The organism is Kolteria novifilia, assembly GCA_007748055.1.
GTDB lineage: Bacteria > Planctomycetota > Planctomycetia > Kolteriales > Kolteriaceae > Kolteria > Kolteria novifilia.
In genome coordinates this window covers 6,940,334-6,960,061 of the sequence record CP036279.1, presented here as the reverse complement: position 1 = coordinate 6,960,061, position 19,728 = coordinate 6,940,334, and the positions used below count along the sequence as shown (strand labels likewise).

Sequence of the window (19,728 nt, the reverse complement as noted above, 5' to 3'; positions counted from 1 at the left end):
AAAGGCTGAGAAGCCTCCGGCATCTCGACCATCCTTGTCTGGTGCCTCGCAATCCGTTGCGGGGAGAGGTGCGGGGGATTGGGAATCCAACAAGTGTTTCCGTCTCACTCCAGGAGCCGAGTGACATGGACAGGACTCAACCTGACCTTCGCGACTGGCAAGCAGCCTTGGCACCCGATCGCTGGGGGCGGGAAACGCCCAAGCACACCTCTCGACGTTCTCTCCGGAGTATTTGATGACTCGAGGCGTTCGTCAACGCTTTTCTAGGAGAAACGGTAGCGATGAAGAAGAATTAAAACAGCCCGCCCCCAGGTGGCGACGCCGGCCCCGATCGCCCCAGGTGGTCGATCGCTTTGGAAGTTGCCCGACGGCCCTGCGGCGTCCGGATGATGAACCCTTCCCGGAGGAGAAAGGGTTCGACCTCCTCGCTGAGCGTTTCCGAGGGAATGTTCATCGTCGCGGCGATCGCGTCGATGCCCCGCGGCCCCCCGCCAAAGACGCTCACGAGCGTCTCGAGGTAGCGTCGGTCTTGCTTATCGAGCCCCGCGATGTCGACTTGTTGCATCTCGAGCGCTTGTCGCGTGATTGAGAGGGTGATCGTGCCGTCCCCACGACTGATCGCGAAATTGCGCACCCAGAAGAGCAGCGAGTTGGCGATGCGCGGCGTGCCGCGACTGCGTCGGGCCAGTTCGCTGGTCGAGGTCTCGTCGATCGGGACGCCGAGCTTGCGCGCGTTAATCGAGACGATTCGCGCCAGCTCGTCGAGTTCGTAGAAGTCGAGGTGTTCGCGGACCTGGAAGCGATCGCGAAGGGGAGCCGAGAGCATGCCGCTGCGCGTCGTGGCGCCGATCAGCGAGAATCGCTTCAGGGGCATGCTAAGCGTTCTGGCGCCGAGGCCCTCGCCGAGCACGATGTCGATGCGAAAGTCCTCCATCGCGGTGTAGAGGAACTCCTCGACGCTCTTGGGCAGTCGGTGAATCTCGTCGATGAACAGGACCCCGTGGTCGGTCAGGTTTGTCAGGTAGGGCATGATCTCCTTGGGCGAGGAGAGCGAGGCGCCGCTGGCAAGCGTCAGTTCGACGCCCATTTCTTTGGGCAACACTGTCGCGAGCGTTGTCTTTCCCAGACCGGGCGGCCCGTCGAAGAGGATGTGCGGCAGGCATTCGGCCTGCTTGCGGGCGGCATCGACGAGGATGTCGAGTCGTTCGATGACCGCGCGTTGGCCGATCATGTCGGCGAGCTTCGATGGGCGCAGCGAGTCATCGGGCACGGATTCCTTCGCGGCCGGGACGGGCTGGGAGGAACTCGTGTCGCTCGAGTCGGAGGAGATCATGCGTTGACGCGCCATCGGCCATCCTTGATGCGAGGCAAGTGTCCTGGAAAGGTGATACTCGAAGACGAACCCCCTCACCCCTCCCTACGGGCTCATTCCACGGGGAGAGGGGAACAACGAAGCCCGACTCTTGGCTCTAAACGGACCACTATGACCCTTCGCCGCCGACGCGGATCTTCTCGATCTCGGTCATCACCCGACCGGAGTTGAAGATCGTGATCGTCGAGGTGCTCTGACTGAGCGTGATCGACACCGCATCGGTGACCGAGGTGATCGACGCCGCCGACTCGTGGCGGGCGCCAAGTCCGCCCCGAAGCTGTTCGGTCGACTTCCCGGTCCCCATGAGATAGCGCCCCGCCGCCAGGACGACGCCGTCGCCCCGAATGATGAACGCGCCATCGATCGCGGCGAACTCCTTGATCGTTTCGTCGAGGCCACCCGAGAGGATGTTGCAGTCCTCCTCCGGATACCCGTGGAACGGATTGAAGACCAACTGCCGCGAGTTCTCCAGGACGTTCTCCGAATCACCGACGACGAAGGTGGCGCCGACGGTACGCGTCTCGCGACCCTCCACCGCGAGTTCCGAGGCGATGCTCAGGACACGCTCGAAGACCGCCGGGTCGACGTCGGGAGGCAGCGGGTAGGACTCGTCGGTCAGGAAGAACTCCGCCTCGTCGCCCACGCGGATCACGACCATCGTGTCGAGGCGATTGGAGTGCTGAACGCCCGAGAGACAGACGATAACGTCGCCGCGCGCGAGTTTCTTCTCCGCGACCCCGACGAGCATGGAGACCTTCACCTGCGCGAGACGCGTCAGCGGGACGTTGGGGATATGGATCACCGAGACCCGATCGGAGTTCATCTCCGGAGGTTCGATCACCTCGCTGTCCTGGGATCCCGGCGGTCGCGAACGACTGACGAGCAGGAGCCGATAGTTCACTTCGGCGAGTGCTTCGTTGAGGTCGTCGGGGTTTTCCCAAGCCTCGGCATCGAACATGAGGGCTTTCGCATCGACCTCTTGGGCGATGGCGTAAGCGTGTTGCAGCATCGACTGCGTTAGCGTGTTCACGGCGTCGCGTCCTCGCGAGATTCCAACTCGAGCGCAAGTCCCGAAAACTCGACCTCTTCCAAGTCGCCGGCGACGAGCGGCATGAACTCGAGGCTGTTGATGCCCGCATGGAGTACCTGCTCCGGGAGAGCGATCCGCGCCAGGCCGTCGTCGACTCGGGCCAGGGAAGAGAGTTTGCCCAAGGATTGTCCATTGACCCACAAGCCGAAATTGCCCGGCAGCATCCGGGGGGCGCTCAGCGGCGAGTCCTTCAAGTTCCAACGAAAGGTGAGCCACGCCGTCCCGGGCTTCGCTTCATGCTGAAAGCTCGCCCGCAACCGCGATCCGTCCGGGACGGGGCGATCGAACGACGTCACCACCTTCTCTCCAAGGTGAAACGAACGGGGATAGAAAAGAGTTCGTCGTCCGACAAGCAGCGGCTTCCACGAATCGAGATGTTCGAGCGCAACGGTGCGTCGGCCGAGGAGGGGATGGTCGATGGTCCAGGAGGATTCGTCCGCGTCGAGCAGGGTCGCGATCAGGCGGCTGCCGTCTCGGAGCCGCAGCAAGCCGATCTCTCCCTCCCAGACGAGCGGGGTCGGTTCCGCCGAGTCGGGCAGGACGAGTCGACTGATGTCATTCCAGTCGAATCGCTTTCGCTCGGCTCCCGCGAGGGTCACCGCCTCCTCGTCGGCGCTCTCGAGCGTTCCGAACCACGCGTCCCCGGTGCCGGTGGCGACCATGGTTCGATGGGGATCGCTCAAGAGGGTGGTCCGCTCGGGCCACTTGGTGATGATCCGCAGGTCGTCGATCCAAGCCTCGGCATCCTCGTCGTCTGGGCCGTCGTCGGTGCCGAACTCCAGACGCGAGAGGGGCGGCAACTCCTTGGAGCGGTGACGCCACGCGAGCAATTGGTCATCGAGGGTGATCACCATCCCATCGGAACCGAAATCGATGACGATTTCCTTCCACCCAACTGTCCGGGGGATCGCTTGAGTTTCGAGTTCCAACAAAGGGCCGGCCGACACCGTATAAAAGTCGCGATCCCAACCAGGCTCGATGCGGAGCTGGGGACGCGGTGATGAGCCAAAAGTGACAGCTACGTACCATCGTCGATGGCGAAAACGTCGACTGTCGTCAAAGAAGAGAAATCGAATCGAACCGCGGGCGATCGGCTCGTCGAACTCCCGCCACAGGCGTTGGCCGGGAACGGTGAGCGGCAGCGCCGACGGTGGCGTCCCGTAGCGCTGGGTTCGAACGTCGACGCCTCCCTTTCGGTTCCAGGAGGGACCGATCGTGGAAAAGGGATCTTCGAGGGTAACCTCGCCCTTAAAATAAGTCAGAACGGAGCGGAGTGTCCGTTTGGGCAACTCCACCGGACCCAAAGTCGACTGGAAACGGACCAGAGCGTTGTCTATGGCGAGCGACCGCGTCAGCAGGCCGCCCGCGTCGCCCCAATCGACGAGCAGCGGCTGGGACCGAAGGCGAACCGAGCGAGCCCCGGGAAGCAGGGTGACCTGGCGGAACGAGGAAAGCGGGTCCGTGCCTCGGGCGGAGTCGAGGCTTGCGGGTTTCCCGTCTGTGCTCAAGCCGCTCTTGCGGACGGTGCCACGACGCATCTCGCCGGAGGGGAGTCTTCCCTCGGCGGCGGGTGAAGGCTCTGCACGAAGATCGTCGGTAAGAGCCGTCGCGAGGCAGAGCACGGCCAGAGTGATCATCGAGGCAAAACGAGACAACAACGTGATTTCCTTCGCGGAGCCATGGCTTCGCCATTGTAACGAAGGGAAGAAGTCGAACAAACGACTGTTGTTGGCGAAACAAATGCTGATTTCGAGGAAAAAGTATTTCTTCCTTCACAAAGCGGATCAAACTAGGGCGTAAGTAGAACAGAATCCGTACTCAACGAGGAGTCTTTCGCGATTGACATGGGGCCAGATTTTCAAGTGGGGAGTGTGACGGAATTACTTGATTCTCCCAACGCAAGGGGTTGGTAAGGTGTCTAGTCGGCCACGTATTCTCGTCTTCGATCCGTCTGATCAGGCGACGGCCGCGCTACAGTCCCTCTCGGATCAAGTCGACGTCGTCCGGGCGCAAACCGCCGAGCAAGGTCTTGAGCTACTCCAGCAGGGCGGGTTCGAGGGTATTTGCACCGGCGAGCCCGACCCCTTGGACGGGGCGACTCCTCCCACCAGCGGCCTGCGGATTTTGAGCGATCTCTCCGCCGGCGTCGCGATCGTCGATGCCCGTCTCAATCTGGTCTGGTTCAATCAGGCGTTCATCAACTTTTCCCCACGCGGGCCCCGCGTCGGCGAGAACATCTACGACGCCCTCGATTCTCCCAACAACGAGGGGCCCGACTTCTGCCCGTTCCTGGACTGTCTCGGCGGCAGGACAACGGCGCGGTCCCGGCTCCATCTGCCATCGGGCTGCGAACTGGAGGCGGTCGTCCAACCCCTACCCGGAGCCGACGCGAGCAGCTCCCACGCGCTTTGTCTGCTTCGCGACGTCACCTTCGAGGTTCGCGATCGCGAGAAGCTCTTCGCGCTGCAGCAAGCGGGGATGGAACTGAGCAACCTCGATCCCGAGGAACTCTCGCGGATGTCGATCCAAGAGCGCATCGACTTGCTCAAGGCGAACATCCTCCAGTACTCGCGTCGCATCCTCAATTTCTCGAATTTGGAAATTCGGCTTCTCGATCCGCGGACGCGTCACCTCGAGATCCTCCTCTCGGAAGGGATGGGCGCCCGCGAGGAAGACGAACCGCTGTTGGCCGAGCCACAGGGCAACGGCGTGACCGGCTTCGTCGCCGCGACCGGGACCAGCTACCTTTGCGAGGATGTCCTCAACGATCCGCTCTATATCCCTGGTGCGGTCGATGCCCGCAGTTCGCTAACGGTCCCCATCGTCTCCTACGATCGGCCGATCGGGACCTTCAATGTGGAGAGTCCCGAGCCGCGTCACTTCAGCGATAGCGATCGCGAGTTCCTGGAGCTCTTCACCCGCGAGATTGCCGTGGCGCTTCACGTGCTCGATCTGTTGAGGGAGGAGAAGCGGGTCGCGGGGAGTGCGAGCATTGAGGCGATCGCCGGAGAGATTGGCGTTCCCACCGACGAAATTCTCACCGACGCGATCGCGCTGCTCGAGGCGATCGACGACGGTGACGACACGTCCAACCTCGATCGCGAGGTCGCCAAACGTCTCATCGAGAACGCGCGAACCATCAAGAGTTCGATCCAACGCGCCTACAAGACCCTCGAGGCGACCTACGCCGGCAACGAGCCGAACGAACAGCTTCCACTCGCCGGCAGGCGCGTCTTGCTTGTCGACAGCGATCAGAGCATCCGCCGTTCCGCGCACGGGCTGCTCAGCCGGGTTGGCTGCGAGGTGGTCACCGCGAAAGAGGGACGCGAGGCGCTCGCTCTCCTGAAGATCGGACGCTACGACGTGGTGATCGGCGACATTCGCCTTCCCGACATGAACGGCTACGAGTTCTTTGGCCAGGTCCGCTCGGTGTTCAGCGAGACGCCGATCATCTTGATGACCGGATTCGGCTACGATTCGACGCACAGTCTCGTGAAAGCTCGGCAAGAGGGCCTTCGCGTGGTGCTCTACAAACCCTTCCGTTTCGATCGACTCCGCGAAGCGATCGAGGACGCCCTCGACCCGTCCCGCCAGACGGCGCGTCCGCGCACCGCTCAACGCATCCGCATCTGATCCTTCCGCGTCCCAAGGGGAATTTCCCCTGCCACCCATTCGGTGCTTGACAGCCCGATATAGGGAATTTACGGTAGCTTTACTTAGTGAGTCGTGAGACCCTCCCATTGATCTCCCGACGCCACGCCGGGGGAGCCTTCCCGCGAGCCCGCGCACGCTGAGTGAACCGATCTCCCACCGCAAGTTCGCACACCTAGGAGGCCTGCCGCGATGCTGACCATCACTGGACCGCGATATCGCCTTTGCGAGAACTTCTCCCGTCGTGGATTTCTCAAAATCGGCGCCCTGAGCATGGGGGCCTGGCAGCTCTCCCTGGCCGACATTCTGCGCGCCGAGCAACAGTCGGGAACCTCCGCGCCGCACAAGGGCGTCATTAACGTCTTTCTCGGCGGTGGCCCTCCCCACCAAGACATGTGGGACTTGAAGATGGAGGCTCCCTCGGAGATCCGGGGGGAGTTCCAACCGATCAAGACCAACGTTCCCGGGATCGACATCTGCGAGGTCTTTCCTCGCATGGCGCAGTTGATGGACAAGAGCGTCTTGATTCGCTCGGTCGTCGGCTCCGAGGGTCGCCACGACGCGTTTCAGTGCATGACCGGCTGGACGACGCGCGACTTGGTCTCGCTCGGAGGCCGTCCCAGCGTGGGGGCCACGGCGGCGAAGCTTCTCGGTCCCGTCAATCCCTCGGTCCCGCCCTTCGTCGGATTGGCGGCGAAGACCCGGCACACGCCCTGGTCCGATTCGGGCAAACCCGGATTTCTCGGGGCCGCTTTCGCCCCCTTCAAGCCGGATGGCCCCGGCATGGCGAACATGAAGCTCAACGGCATCACGCTCGAGCGACTTCAGTCTCGACGGGCGCTGCTCGGGAATCTCGATCGGCTACGTCGCGACATCGACGCCGACGGTTCGATCGCGGCGCTCGATTCCAACACGCAATCAGCCTTCAACATCCTGACTTCGAGCAAGCTCGTCGAGGCCCTCGACTTGAGCAAGGAGAGCGACAAGGTCCGCGAACGCTACGGCGACGGCAAGCCCTACAAGTTCCAATACGACGGCGCCCCGACGTGCAACGAGCAATTCCTCATGGCGCGTCGTCTGATCGAGGCCGGGGCCCGCTGTGTCACGCTCTCCTACGGACGCTGGGACAGCCACAGCAAGAACTTCGACCTGGTCCGCGATCACGGTTCGAAGCTCGACCAGGCCTTGAGTGCCCTGATCGAGGACCTCGATGTTCGCGGGATGCTCGATGACGTCACCGTCGCGGTGTGGGGCGAGTTCGGACGCACCCCGCGCGTGAACAAGAACGCCGGTCGCGATCACTGGCCGAAGGTCAGCGGAGCGTTGCTCGCGGGAGGCGGCATGCGCACCGGTCAGGTGATCGGCGCCACCAATCGCTTGGGCGAATACGCGGAACGCCGGCCCGTTCACTTCCAGGAGATCATCGCGACGCTCTATCGCAACTTGGGCATTCGGACCGAATCGACGACCATCACCGATCCGACCGGGAGGCCACAGTTCGTCTCCGACGTCGGCCCCATCTCCGAAATCGTCTGAGCCGAGAGGGAAACCCGCTCCGTCTCCATGGGGACTGGCTTGACGTCGCGGTGCGCGAACGGCATCCTGCTAGAGGGTCGAACGCCTCGATGTCAAGGATGCCGCATGGCGACAGTCCATCCCCGTCTCACGCAATTGGTCCATCGCGTCTCTCCCTTGGTCAAGACCTACCTGCCGCCGGTGCACGCGCTGATTCGGCGTGGCGTTGTCGCTTGGAACCGTCGGCGGGCGAGGCAACTTGCCGCAAGTCGCTATGAAGCCGGGCTGCCGCTTCTGGAGCGTTCCCACCTCGCGGCACTCTGCTCGCACTTGGGACTCCGCGGTGAAGGGGCCGAGATCGGCGTCTACGAAGGAGCTTACTCAGAGGAGTTTCTCCAGTTCGGCGACCTCGCGGTCCTGCATCTGATCGACCCCTGGAAGGAGTTCCACCAGGACGACTACAGCGACAAGATCAACGCGGCTCAGGAGGAGATGCAGCGTCGCTTCGAATTCACCCAGGATCGCCTGCGTCGGTTCGGTACCCGCTGCCGGTTCCACCGCGAGATGTCCGAGGAGGCGGTTGGCCGGTTCGAGGACGCATCACTCGACTTCGTCTACATCGACGCGAACCATTCGTACGCGGCGTCGCGCCAGGACATTGCCTGGTGGTGGCCGAAGGTGCGCCCGGGCGGAATCTTCGCCGGGCACGACTATCTCGAGGGCCAGATCGAGGGAAGCGACTACGGCGTGAAACGGGCGATCGACGAGTTCGTCGCGGAGCACGATCAGCAGCTCTTCGTGATCGACGAGCCGTGGCCCTCCTGGTACTTGATCAAGCGTCCGGTATCGGCGAGCGAATAGATCCACGGGCTGCTAGGGCACTGGTCCCTCTAAGTCTTCGGGTGCCACGGGTTGCTTGTCGGCCAGTGCCAAGGGATTGGGGTTGCGCCAACTTCAAGTCGGCAAGGAGCACGAAGGCGCGTCCCGCATGTCCTCGACCAGCGTGAGTCCTCTTTGCATGCCCACGGCAAGCGTGGATCCTCTTTGCATGCCCACGACAAGCGTGGGTCCTCTTTGCATGCCCACGGCAAGCGTGGGTCCTCTTTGCATGCCCACGGCAAGCGTGGGCATGGAGGGGGCATCCAAGACAGGCTCACGCATTCTTCATGAGCCCTCGCGACCGGCATGCATCTCCTAACTTCCGGTATTTCAAGTAGTAGCGGAAAGTCGACTCCAGCGTCGACGTCGCGGTAGGCCCTCGCTCAAGGAATGCGCGAGTAGCCCTTGAAACCCAATCGGCCGAGGCTAGAGTTGGGGCAACGCCTTCCTTCGTTCGTTTCCTACGCCATCTCCTGGTAGCCGCCAAACGGGATCCATCATGCGTTCATCATCCTTGTCGCGCACCCCATCGCTCGAGCCGCTCGAGGAGCGCCAATTGCTCGCCAATAACGTGTCGGCGTTCGTCACGCGTTGGGGGGATCTCGTCGTGAAGGGCGACGCGGCGGATAACGAGATCCGCGTTACGCAGGGCGCGTCGGTCGACCAGTACGTCATCGAAGGACTCCACGGAACGACCATCAACGGCGGCAATCGGGCCGTGGTCGGCGACGTGGAGGACGGCCTGCACTTCTTTCTCGAAGGGGGCAACGACTACCTGGGGCTAATCGACCTGGAGGCGGCCAGTGACATCTACATCTTGGGCCTGGAGGGGGACGACGACCTTCAACTGACCGGGGTCACGATTGGGGGAGATCTCGAGGTTCGGCTCGAGGGCGACGACAATATCATCGTCGATCGCGCCGACATCGGGGAGACCCTTCACGTTCTCGGCGGTGTCGGCGATCAGTCGCTGCTCATTCAAGACAGCGCCATCGCGGAGCAAGTCAGTTTGCCGACTCGTTGGGACGACGACCGCGTCGCGTTGTTGCGCAACGTCATCGCGTCGGATCTGGGCGTCCTCTTGGGCACGGGCGACGATGAACTTTGGATGGAGTCGAATCAAGTGCTCGGCCGGTCGTTGCTGGATGGGGGCAACGGGGAGGGCGATGCGATCACCCCCGACGTCGACGCGAACAACCAATTCGCCCAAGAGCCTGTCGTGCCCTATTTCGAGACCAACACGCCGCTTGTTCAGGATGTCGTCTTCGGCTACACCCCCGGCATTGGGCCGGATCAATGGCATCTCCTTACACCCGCTTGGCTCTACAGCACTGTCGGACGGCGGCAATCGGCGATCGACTTGTCGCTCGACGATTCGGTCTCCGTGGGCGAGGCGCCGCTCGCGTTCGACTACACGTTCTCTTCGAACCTCGAGTTCTTCAACTCCGGCAACAACATCGAAGTCGGCTTCCAGAACCATCCCGATAACAGCGTGACCGATGCTGACGGCACTGTGTTCGTGTTGCAGCAGATCCATTTCCACAGCGCCAGTGAGCACGCGATCGACGGCGCGCATTTTCCCGCCGAGATGCACATGGTGCATCAGCATCAAGAGACCGGCGACGCGCTGGTGGTCGCGGTGCTCCTCGTCGAAGGGACAACCCCATCGGGGGCGTGGACGGAGTTGATGACGCGGCTGCGCGCCGATGGGCTCCCGACCGAGGTCTCGCTCGATCCAGCGGAGCTGTTGCCGGATGCGGATGACTACTTCGCGTACTCCGGGTCGCTGACGACACCTCCCAATAGCGAGGGAGTCCGTTGGCGGGTCTTTCAGGAACCGGTTGGTCTCTCCATGATCGACCTTGAGGCGATTCGCTCGTCGATCGCCAGTTCCGCCACCGTGGGCCTCTTTGGCAACAACCGACCTATCCAGGAAACCAACAGCCGTATCGTCCTGGACGTCTAGCGGCTCCGTTGTTCGTCACATGCGAGGACCATGGACCGCCGACGAGCGACCAGGCGCCGTCGGGACGGCGGGCGGGTGGACCAATTTCGTTCGCCCAGGACCGATTGTGCGTGTCTCGGCGATTGCGCTGGGTGCGGGTTCCGGCGAAGTGGGGAGAAAGCGTTAGTTGAAGGGGCAACTTCGGGCGTGTGCGTTACTCTAACGGAAGATAACGCCCAACACGGAGACGGTTGAGTCGTCGCCTTGTCGAGGGACTGGGGAACTCCATTCACTGGCATCGGCGATGCCTATTTCTTCGGCAGCTTCTGCTCAATGACGGCTCAATCCATCAACGCTGATCAGCTTCCGCACAAATTCTCGTCTTTCGATCCTGCCCGGACCAGCGAAGGGGATCGCGCCTTCGCCGGGAGATTGGCGGCCCCTCTGCATCCAGAAGCTCAAGATCGAGGTACGAGAATTGCTACGCTTACACGGGGCATCCTCCACACTCAATCCACGGAATGGGAGGAGATCGTGAGCTTCGGCACCTATCCGACCGAATCGATCTACGACGAGATTTTCGACACCAGCGGTCAACCGCGAGAGATCTGCACGAGCTTCGTTCGACGTCTGGAAAGTATTCCCGACGGCGAGCTCGAGCAGCGTCAACGAGCGGCCGATCTGATCATGCGCGACATGGGTATCACCTTCGCGGTCTACGGCCATGAGGCCGGCACGGAGAAGGTGTGGCCGTGCGACCTCGTTCCTCGAATCATCGACGGGGAGGAATGGGCGCAAGTCGAGCAAGGGCTCAAGCAGCGGATCACCGCGCTGAACCTCTTCATCGACGACATCTACAACGATCAGAAGATCATCAAGGACGGGATCATTCCCGAACAACTGATTCGCTCCTCGAGCACCTTTCAAAAGGCCTGCGTCGGGTTCCGTCCCCCCGCGGGCGTCTGGTGCCACATCAGCGGCATCGATTTGGTGCGCAACCACGACGGTCGCATCTACGTGCTCGAGGACAATCTTCGCTGTCCCTCGGGCGTTTCGTACGTTCTCGAGAACCGCGAGGTGATGAAGCGGACCTTCCCGCACGTCTTCGAGGGCATGGCGGTTGCCCCCATCGAAGGATACCCCGAACGGCTGCTCGAGGCGCTCCTCTCGTGCGCTCCGCCGCACGCCCCCGAACCGACCGCGGTCGTCCTGTCGCCCGGGATCTACAACTCTGCTTACTTCGAGCACACCTTCCTCGCCCAGCAGATGGGGGTGGAACTCGTCCAGCCGACCGACTTGATCGTCAGCGACGGCTACGTCCATATGCGAACGACGCGCGGCCTCAAGCGAGTCGACGTCATCTATCGCCGGATCGACGATGAATTCCTGGACCCGGCCTGCTTCCGTTCCGACTCCTGCTTGGGCGTCGAGGACTTGATGCAGGTCTACTTCGAGGGGCGGGTGACACTGGCCAACGCACCCGGGACCGGGGTCGCCGACGACAAAGCCGTCTACGCCTTCGTTCCCGAGATCATCAGCTACTACCTCGGTGAGGACCCGATCCTCAACAACGTGCCGACGTATGTCTGCTCCAACGACAAGGAACGCGACTACGTCATCGGCCATCTCGATGAACTCGTCGTCAAACCGACCAATGAATCGGGCGGCTACGGCATCCTCATGGGGCCGCAGTCGACCAAGGCGGAGCGCGATCGCTACGCGGAAGAGATCCGGGCGAACCCACGCAACTACATCGCGCAGCCGATGCTGAAGCTCTCGACGGTCCCGACGCTGATTGGCGGCAAACTCCAGCCCCGCCACGTCGACTTGCGCCCGTTCGTTCTCTGTGGCGAGGATGTCTTCGTCCTGCCGGGAGGCCTGACGCGGGTCGCGCTTCGTGAGGGATCGATGGTGGTCAACTCGTCGCAGGGTGGCGGGAGCAAGGATACCTGGGTGCTTCGCAAGACGAACGGGAAGCATGATCCCGCGTCGGCGATTCCGAGCAGTCAGTCTCAAGAGCAAGGAAGTCCCTCATGCTGAGTCGCGTCGCCGACTCCGTCCACTGGATGAGCCGATACGTCGAGCGTGCCGAGAACGTCGCGCGTTTCATCGACGTCAACTACAGCCTCCTGCTCGGAGACGAGAACGAGGCGATCGGAGGGCAGTGGGCGCCGCTTGTCTACACCACCGGCGATCACGAGGCCTTTGAGAAATGCTACGACGAGACGACTCGGGAGAATGTCTTGCGGTTCCTCGCGTTCGATAAGAGGAACCCGAACTCGATCCTCTCGTGCTTGGGCAAGGCCCGCGAGAACGCGCGGACGATTCGCGAGATCATCTCCTCGACGATGTGGGAGGAGATCAACAAGTACTACCTGATGGTGCGGGCCTCGGCCGATCATCCGCGGGTGCTCGATCAACCCTTCGATTTCTGCAATCGCGTGAAGCTGGCGAGCCACCTTCACGTCGGCGTGACCGACTCGACGATGTCGCACAGTGAAGCGTGGCATTTCGCGCGGATGGGACGACTGATCGAACGAGCCGACAAGACCTCGCGCATCGTCGACGTCCAGTACTACATCCTGTTGCCGAACCCCGAGGATGTCGGCACGGCGCTCGACGTCATCCGGTGGTCGGCGCTGCTGCGATCCGCTAGCGCGTTGGAAATGTATCGGCGGGTGCATGGCAAGATCACCCCCGAGCGGGTCGCCGACTTCTTGATGCTCGACCGTCATTTTCCCCGCTCGTTGCACTTCTGCGTCGTGAAGACACAGGAGTCGTTGATGGCGATCACCGGAACGCCCCCGGGAGCGTTCAGCAACCCCACCGAACAGAAGGTCGGCATGCTGCGCGCCGAACTCGACTACAGCTCCATCGGCGGGATCGTCCGTGAGGGGCTGCATGAGTTCGTCGATGAGTTCCAGGCGAAGCTCAATGCGGTGAGTTCGACCATCCAGGAGGATTTCTTCACGACCTAGCCGGCCGTGGAACAACTCGACGCCGACCGCGCACGACTCTCGTCGTGGTCCGCGTCGATCGACGGCCCGCTAGTCGAACTACGTCACGGCGCATGGAGCGCCCGTGGGTCACGAGTCCTTGCTTACTTGATGAACAACGTCCAGTTGACGGGAGGTCAGCGCGACGTACCCACTGTCACAGGCGTGAGATTCCATGACGATTCGCGTTGCGCTTCACCACAAGACGACTTACAAGTACGACCGACTCATCGGGGTCTCGCCGCAGATCGTTCGCTTGCGGCCGGCCCCTCACAGTCGAACCCCGATCAACAGCTACTCGCTGAAGATCAGTCCCAGCAAGCATTTCGTCAATTGGCAGCAAGATCCGCAGGGCAACTACCTCGCGCGACTGATCTTCAACGAGAAGATCGATCACTTCGATATCCAGGTCGACTTGACCGCCGAGATGACGGTCATCAATCCCTTCGACTTCTTTCTCGAGTCCTCCGTGGAGCGCTATCCGTTCGAGTACGCCGATTGGCTGGCGAGCGAACTGAAGCCGTTTCGCGAACTCGTCACCGCGGGGCCCAAACTCAACGCCTGGCTTGAGAGCGTCCGAGGGATTTCCGGCAAGACGGTCGATGTTCTCGTCGAACTCAACCAAAGGCTCCAGAAGGAGGTGAGCTATCTCGTCCGAATGGAGCCCGGCGTCCAAACCTGCGAGGAGACGCTGACGAAGGGGAGTGGTTCGTGCCGCGACTCCGCGTGGCTGTTGGTGCAGATCTTGCGGCACCTCGGAATGGCCGCGCGCTTCGTGTCGGGCTACTTGATCCAATTGAGCGCCGACGTCAAGCCGCTCGATGGACCGGAGGGACCGGAGAACGACTTCACCGACTTGCACGCGTGGGCGGAGGTCTACTTGCCGGGTGCCGGCTGGGTCGGGCTCGATCCGACGTCGGGGCTGTTGGCCGGCGAGGGGCACATCCCGCTGGCATGCACGCCGGAACCGGCCAGCGCCGCCCCGATTACCGGTTCGATCGGCGAGTGCAATCACACCTTCGACTTCGCGATGTCGGTCAAGCGGATCCACGAGGACCCGCGCGTCACCAAACCCTATACCGAGGAGACGTGGCGCACCATCGAGTTGCTCGGTCACGATGTCGACCGGCTGCTGCTCGACGGCGACGTTCGCTTGACCATGGGGGGCGAGCCGACCTTCGTCTCGGTCGACGACATGGAGTCGCCCGAGTGGACCACGGAGGCGGTCGGTCCGACGAAGCTCAAGCTCGCCACGTCGCTGCTCTACAAACTCAAGGATCGCTTCTCGACGGGTGGGTTGCTCCACTTCGGGCAGGGGAAGTGGTACCCAGGGGAGCCGCTGCCTCGATGGGCTCTGCGCTGCTACTGGCGGAGGGACCAAGAGCCGATCTGGCGGAATCCGGACCTCCTCGCCGATCCCAATCAACACTACGGGCACGACGTTTCCCTCGCCGAGCGATTCAGCACCGAGGTGGCCCAACGCCTCGCCGTCAATCCGGATCACGTCAGCCTCGGCTACGAGGACGTCCTCTACTACGCCTGGAAGGAACGGCGGCTTCCGTCCAACGTCAACGTTCACGATTCGAAGCTCGAGGACGAGCAAGAGCGCGCCCGATTGGCAAAAGTCTTCGAGCAGGGCATCACCTCGCCGATCGGCTGCGTGCTGCCGTTGCAGTTTCAGTGGTGGCTGGCGGAACCCTGCTGGCGCAGTGGCTTGTGGCCGGTTCGCTCCGAGGAGCTCTTTCTGGTTCCCGGCGATTCGCCGATGGGGCTGCGACTTCCGCTCGAATCGCTTACGTGGGTGGGAACGGAGAACGATCCGGCGCTGACCGCGCCCCTCGATCCGCTGGCTCCACGCGAGCCGCTTCCGCTGTACGACGAACTCCGGCGGCAACACTCGATTCCCGGCGCGGCTCTCGGACGACGTCGACGCCCGGCCCTGGTCAGCCACCAAGTCGGTGGTGACGGCGGTGGCGACGGCTTCCACGAGGCCAACGGAGAGGAGAAGGACTTCGACTTCCAGCATCCGTACTTCTCGTCCTCGTTCGCCGGTCCGTCGGACATCATCCGCACGGCGCTTTGCGTCGAGCCGCGCGATGGCCGCTTACACGTCTTCATGCCGCCGACCGAGCGACTTGAAGCCTATCTGCACCTGGTGGCCGCTGTCGAGGAGACCGCCGAGGCCCTCGGAGCGCCCGTCGTTATCGAAGGCTATCTGCCGCCCCACGACCAACGGATCAACCATCTCTCGCTCACGCCCGACCCCGGCGTGATCGAGGTCAACGTCCAGCCCGCTCACGACTGGGACGAACTGGTCGGCATCACCACCGGCATCTACGAGGATGCTCACCAATCGCGCCTCGGGACCGAGAAGTTCGACCAGGACGGAACGCACACCGGCACCGGCGGCGGCAACCACGTTGTCCTCGGAGGGCCGTCGCCCGCCGACAGCCCCTTCCTGCGCCGGCCCGATCTTCTGCGAAGCCTCGTCGGCTACTGGCACAACCATCCTTCGCTCTCGTACCTCTTCTCGGGAAAATTCGTCGGCCCGACCAGCCAGGCGCCGCGCGTCGACGAGGGACGCCGCGACGCGATCTATGAGTTGCAGATCGCGTTCGAGCAAGTGCCCGATCAGGGGACGATCGCCCCATGGGTGACCGACCGGGTCTTCCGCAATCTCCTGGTCGACTTGACCGGCAACACGCACCGTTCGGAGTTCTGCATCGACAAGCTCTTCTCGCCCGAATCGAGCACGGGGCGTCTGGGGTTGGTCGAGTTTCGGGCCTTCGAGATGCCGCCGCACGCTCGCATGAGCCTGACGCAACAGCTACTGCTTCGTGGCCTCGTCGCCCGGTTTTGGAACGAGCCCTACCGCGACAAACTGGTCGAGTGGGGAACGGGGATTCACGACCGGTTCCTCCTGCCTCACTTCCTCAAGCAGGACTTCGAGGACGTCGTCGAGGAGACGAATCGGTTTGGGCTTTCGTTCGATACGGACTGGTTCGCGCCCCACTTCGAGTTCCGTTTCCCGAAGATCGGCGAGATCGCCCATCGCGGCGTCCATCTCGAACTGCGGGAAGCGATCGAACCGTGGTATGTCCTCGGGGAGCAGAACGCGATGGGGGGAACCTCACGCTACGTCGACTCCTCCGTGGAGCGGATGCAGGTTAAAGTGAGCGGCATGGCCGACCCGCGTCATCTGGTCACGTGCAACGGTCGGCAAGTGCCACTACAGCCGACCGGGACCGTGGGGGAGTTCGTCGCCGGCGTTCGCTATCGGGCGTGGCAGCCGCCGAGCTGCTTGCACCCGACGATTCCGGTCGATGAGCCGCTGATTTTCGACATCCTCGACACGTGGCTTCACCGTTCCCTTGGTGGTTGTCGCTACTACGTGGGCCATCCGGGCGGGTTGAATCCCGAGAGTTTCCCCGTCAACGCCAACGAGGCGGAAAGTCGGCGGGCGGCCCGGTTCGCGGATATCGGACACACCGGTGGCACGCTGATGACACCGAATGCGGAACATAATCCCAATTTTCCCTTTACGCTGGATCTCCGTCGTGGCAGGGCCAACGCGGGGGGCTGATCGGGCATCGCCCGAATCGATCCAGCGCCAACATTTCAAGGGAGAGCCGTTCTGCTAGAATGGCTGGTGTATGACCACCGGTTCGTTCTCGTCCATGAACGTGCATAGCTTATGACCAATAAGGCCTCCGTTTCCCAGGGTGATTTGGCTGACTCAGTCTCCGCGCGGACTGTCTCGGCGCACGGCCTGTTCGCGGGCTATGAGCCTCGCTCGAATACCTACGACGAGCACTTTTCCCAGAAGGGCGTCGCCCGCAAACACGTGGAGCTCTTCGGGGAGGAGTTCGCGCGCATTCGCCCGGCGGAGTTTCGCGAACGCTGGCGGCAGGCCCAACGACTCGTCCACGAGAACGGCATCACCTACAGTCCGTTCGGCGATCCGCACGACCAGCCGCGTCCGTGGAACCTCGACGCGATCCCCCTGCTGATTTCCTCGCAGGAGTGGCGCGTGGTTTCGGCGGCCCTCGAGCAGCGCGCCGTCTTGCTCAACCGGATCCTGGCCGACCTCTATGGCCCCCAGGAATTGCTCCGCCGAGGTCTGCTTCCCCCGGAGATCCTCTTCTCGCATCCCGGGTTTCACCGCCCGCTTCACGGACAGCGCGTCCCCGACGATGTCTTCCTGCACCTCTATGCGGCCGACTTGGCGCGGGCCCCCGATGGGAAGTGGTGGATTCTCGCCGATCGCACCGAGGCCCCTTCGGGAACCGGATACGCGCTGGAGAACCGCTTGGTCATCTCCCGCATGCTCCCCGACATCTTCCGCAAGTGTCACACCGAGCGGCTGGCCCCCTATTTCATCGCCCTGCAGGAGAAGCTGCATTCGCTGGCACGCCAGCATCGCGACAATCCGCGCATCGTCCTCTTGACGAACGGGCCCGATCACGCCCACTACTTTGAAGACGCCTACCTGGCCCGTTATCTCGGGTACACCCTCGTCGAGGGGGGCGACTTGGCGCTGCGCAACAACCAGGTCATGCTCAAGACGCTCGGCGGGCTTTTGCCGATCGATGTCATTCTCCGCCGTCCCAACAGTGGCTCCTGTGACCCGCTCGAACTGGAGGGGGATTCGCAAGTCGGGGCCGCGGGGCTCTTGCAGGCGGTGCGCTGCGGGAATGTCTCCTTCGCCAACGCGCTGGGAAGCGGACTGGTCGAGTCGCCGATCTTCATGGCGTTCCTGCCGCAACTGGCTCGCATCCTACTCGGGGAGAGCCTCAAGATTCCCGGCGTCGCGACATGGTGGTGCGGCGATCCGAGCGTCCTGAAGTTCGTGCTCGAGCGACTCGATCGCGTCACCATCCGGCCCGCGTTTCGGCAGCGGGGGGGCGGCAAGCGGATGAGCGAACGTCTCAACAGTCTGCCGCGCGAGGAACTGGCGGCGCGGATCAAGGCTCGTCCCAGGGACTATGTCGCTCAAGAGCAAGTGTCGCGCTCGTCCTGTCCCGCGTGGATGGACCGCACCATGGTGCCCGCGCACGTGACCCTGCGGGCCTTTTTGGTCTCCTCGAACGATTCCTACAAGGTGATGCAAGGGGGGCTGGCGCGGATCTCGCCCTCGACGCAACCGCCGCCCGCCTCGTCCTGGGAGGGAGAGGGTAGCAAGGACACGTGGATCCTCTCGGAGGGCCCCGTCCGTCCGATCACGCTGCTGCAGAAGCCGGGGCATGCGATCGAGCTGCGTCGCGGCGGCGTCGAACTTCCAAGCCGAGTCGCCGACAACCTCTACTGGTTGGGGCGGAACCTGGAACGAGCCGATGCCGCGGCCAGGGTGCTTCGCGCCCTGACGCTGCGACTGACCAGCGAAATCCCCTGGGCGGCGATGGTCGAGATTCCCGTCCTGCTGCGCGTGGTCGCCGAGCAGGGCCAGATCGAACCGGGATACGTCGTCGACGGCATCAAGGAACACCTGCCCTCGATCGAGCGAGTCCTTCCGAACATCGTCTTCGATCTGAGCCAACCGATGAGTTTGCGCTCGACGATCGAACGTCTTTGTCGCTCGGCCTCGATCGTGCGCGATCGCATCTCCGTCGACAGTTGGCACATCATTCACCGCATTGACGAGCGTTTTCGCCCGTCGGCGACGGGGCACGTCGATCTCTCGTCGCTCATCGAGTTGTTCGACGAGGTGATCATCGATCTCGCCGCCTTCGGGGGCATGGTGATGGAGAGCATGACGCGGACCCATTCGTGGCGCTTTCTCGACATCGGCCGGCGGGTGGAGCGATGCATGCAGACGATCGGGCTCGTGAAGAGTTCCTTCGTCGACGTCGGGCAAGTTCAGGGCCCCATCCTCGAAGCGCTCCTCGAAGTGGCCGACAGCCGGATGACGTATCGCTCGCGGTATCTGGCGAACTTGCAGATGGCGGCGGTGCTCGATCTCGTGCTCACCGACGAGACCAACCCCCGCTCGCTGGCGCACCAACTCCTTCAGTTAGTTCGTCACGTCGAGGCGCTTCCCCGCGATCGCTCGAAACCGCTCTACGGCACCGAGCAGCGATTGGCGATGGCGGCGCTGCACGCGATTCGCATGGCCGACGTCCACGAACTCGCCCGCTTCGATCAATTCGAAGAGGATGACCCCTTGCGCAACTTGATGACCGAGCTGGAAGTCACGTTGCCTCGACTGAGCGACGCGATTTCCCATAAGTACCTCATGCATGTCGGACCGGCGCAGCAACTCTCGACCATCCGTCCCGAGTAG

Annotated in this window: 11 protein-coding genes; 8 read left to right on the top strand and 3 right to left on the bottom strand. The window is 62.8% G+C overall.

Going from position 1 to position 19,728, the window contains the following annotated elements:
• Window positions 1-292: 292 nt before the first annotated feature.
• The 3 genes from ruvB to Pan216_RS25520 form a co-directional block, all read right to left on the bottom strand.
• A complete protein-coding gene (gene ruvB, locus Pan216_RS25530; protein WP_145262671.1) occupies window positions 293-1,348 on the bottom strand; it encodes a Holliday junction branch migration DNA helicase RuvB in 1,056 nt (351 codons plus the stop codon).
• A 133-nt stretch (window positions 1,349-1,481) separates the two neighbouring features.
• A complete protein-coding gene (locus Pan216_RS25525) occupies window positions 1,482-2,402 on the bottom strand; it encodes a DNA integrity scanning protein DisA nucleotide-binding domain protein (protein ID WP_145262669.1) in 921 nt (306 codons plus the stop codon).
• A complete protein-coding gene (locus Pan216_RS25520; RefSeq protein ID WP_145262667.1) occupies window positions 2,399-4,117 on the bottom strand; it encodes a hypothetical protein in 1,719 nt (572 codons plus the stop codon). Before Pan216_RS25520 ends, Pan216_RS25525 begins: the two co-directional genes overlap by 4 nt.
• A gap of 259 nt (window positions 4,118-4,376) precedes the next feature.
• On the opposite strand from Pan216_RS25520, the gene Pan216_RS25515 reads away from it, so the two are divergent.
• The 8 genes from Pan216_RS25515 (at window position 4,377) to Pan216_RS25480 (ending at window position 19,728) form a co-directional block, all read left to right on the top strand.
• Window positions 4,377-6,095 carry a hybrid sensor histidine kinase/response regulator gene (locus Pan216_RS25515; protein ID WP_145262665.1) on the top strand — a complete coding sequence of 573 codons (1,719 nt, stop codon included), beginning with the start codon at window positions 4,377-4,379 and terminating at the stop codon, window positions 6,093-6,095.
• A gap of 210 nt (window positions 6,096-6,305) precedes the next feature.
• On the top strand, window positions 6,306-7,649 hold the full coding sequence (locus Pan216_RS25510; protein WP_145262663.1) for a DUF1501 domain-containing protein: 1,344 nt from the start codon (window positions 6,306-6,308) through the stop codon (window positions 7,647-7,649).
• Window positions 7,650-7,754: 105 nt separating this feature from the next.
• Entirely contained in the window at window positions 7,755-8,489 is a 735-nt protein-coding gene (locus Pan216_RS25505; protein ID WP_419192992.1) for a class I SAM-dependent methyltransferase, read from the top strand.
• Window positions 8,490-9,006: 517 nt separating this feature from the next.
• Window positions 9,007-10,473, top strand: a complete 1,467-nt coding sequence (locus tag Pan216_RS25500) for a carbonic anhydrase family protein (RefSeq protein ID WP_145262659.1) — start codon at window positions 9,007-9,009, stop codon at window positions 10,471-10,473.
• Between the two features lie 513 nt (window positions 10,474-10,986).
• Window positions 10,987-12,492 carry a circularly permuted type 2 ATP-grasp protein gene (locus tag Pan216_RS25495; protein WP_419192991.1) on the top strand — a complete coding sequence of 502 codons (1,506 nt, stop codon included), beginning with the start codon at window positions 10,987-10,989 and terminating at the stop codon, window positions 12,490-12,492.
• A complete protein-coding gene (locus tag Pan216_RS25490) occupies window positions 12,486-13,430 on the top strand; it encodes an alpha-E domain-containing protein (protein WP_145262657.1) in 945 nt (314 codons plus the stop codon). The genes Pan216_RS25495 and Pan216_RS25490 overlap by 7 nt, the downstream gene beginning before the upstream one ends.
• 193 nt (window positions 13,431-13,623) lie before the next feature.
• Entirely contained in the window at window positions 13,624-17,031 is a 3,408-nt protein-coding gene (locus Pan216_RS25485; RefSeq protein ID WP_145262655.1) for a transglutaminase family protein, read from the top strand.
• Between the two features lie 111 nt (window positions 17,032-17,142).
• Window positions 17,143-19,728 carry a circularly permuted type 2 ATP-grasp protein gene (locus Pan216_RS25480; protein WP_145262653.1) on the top strand — a complete coding sequence of 862 codons (2,586 nt, stop codon included), beginning with the start codon at window positions 17,143-17,145 and terminating at the stop codon, window positions 19,726-19,728.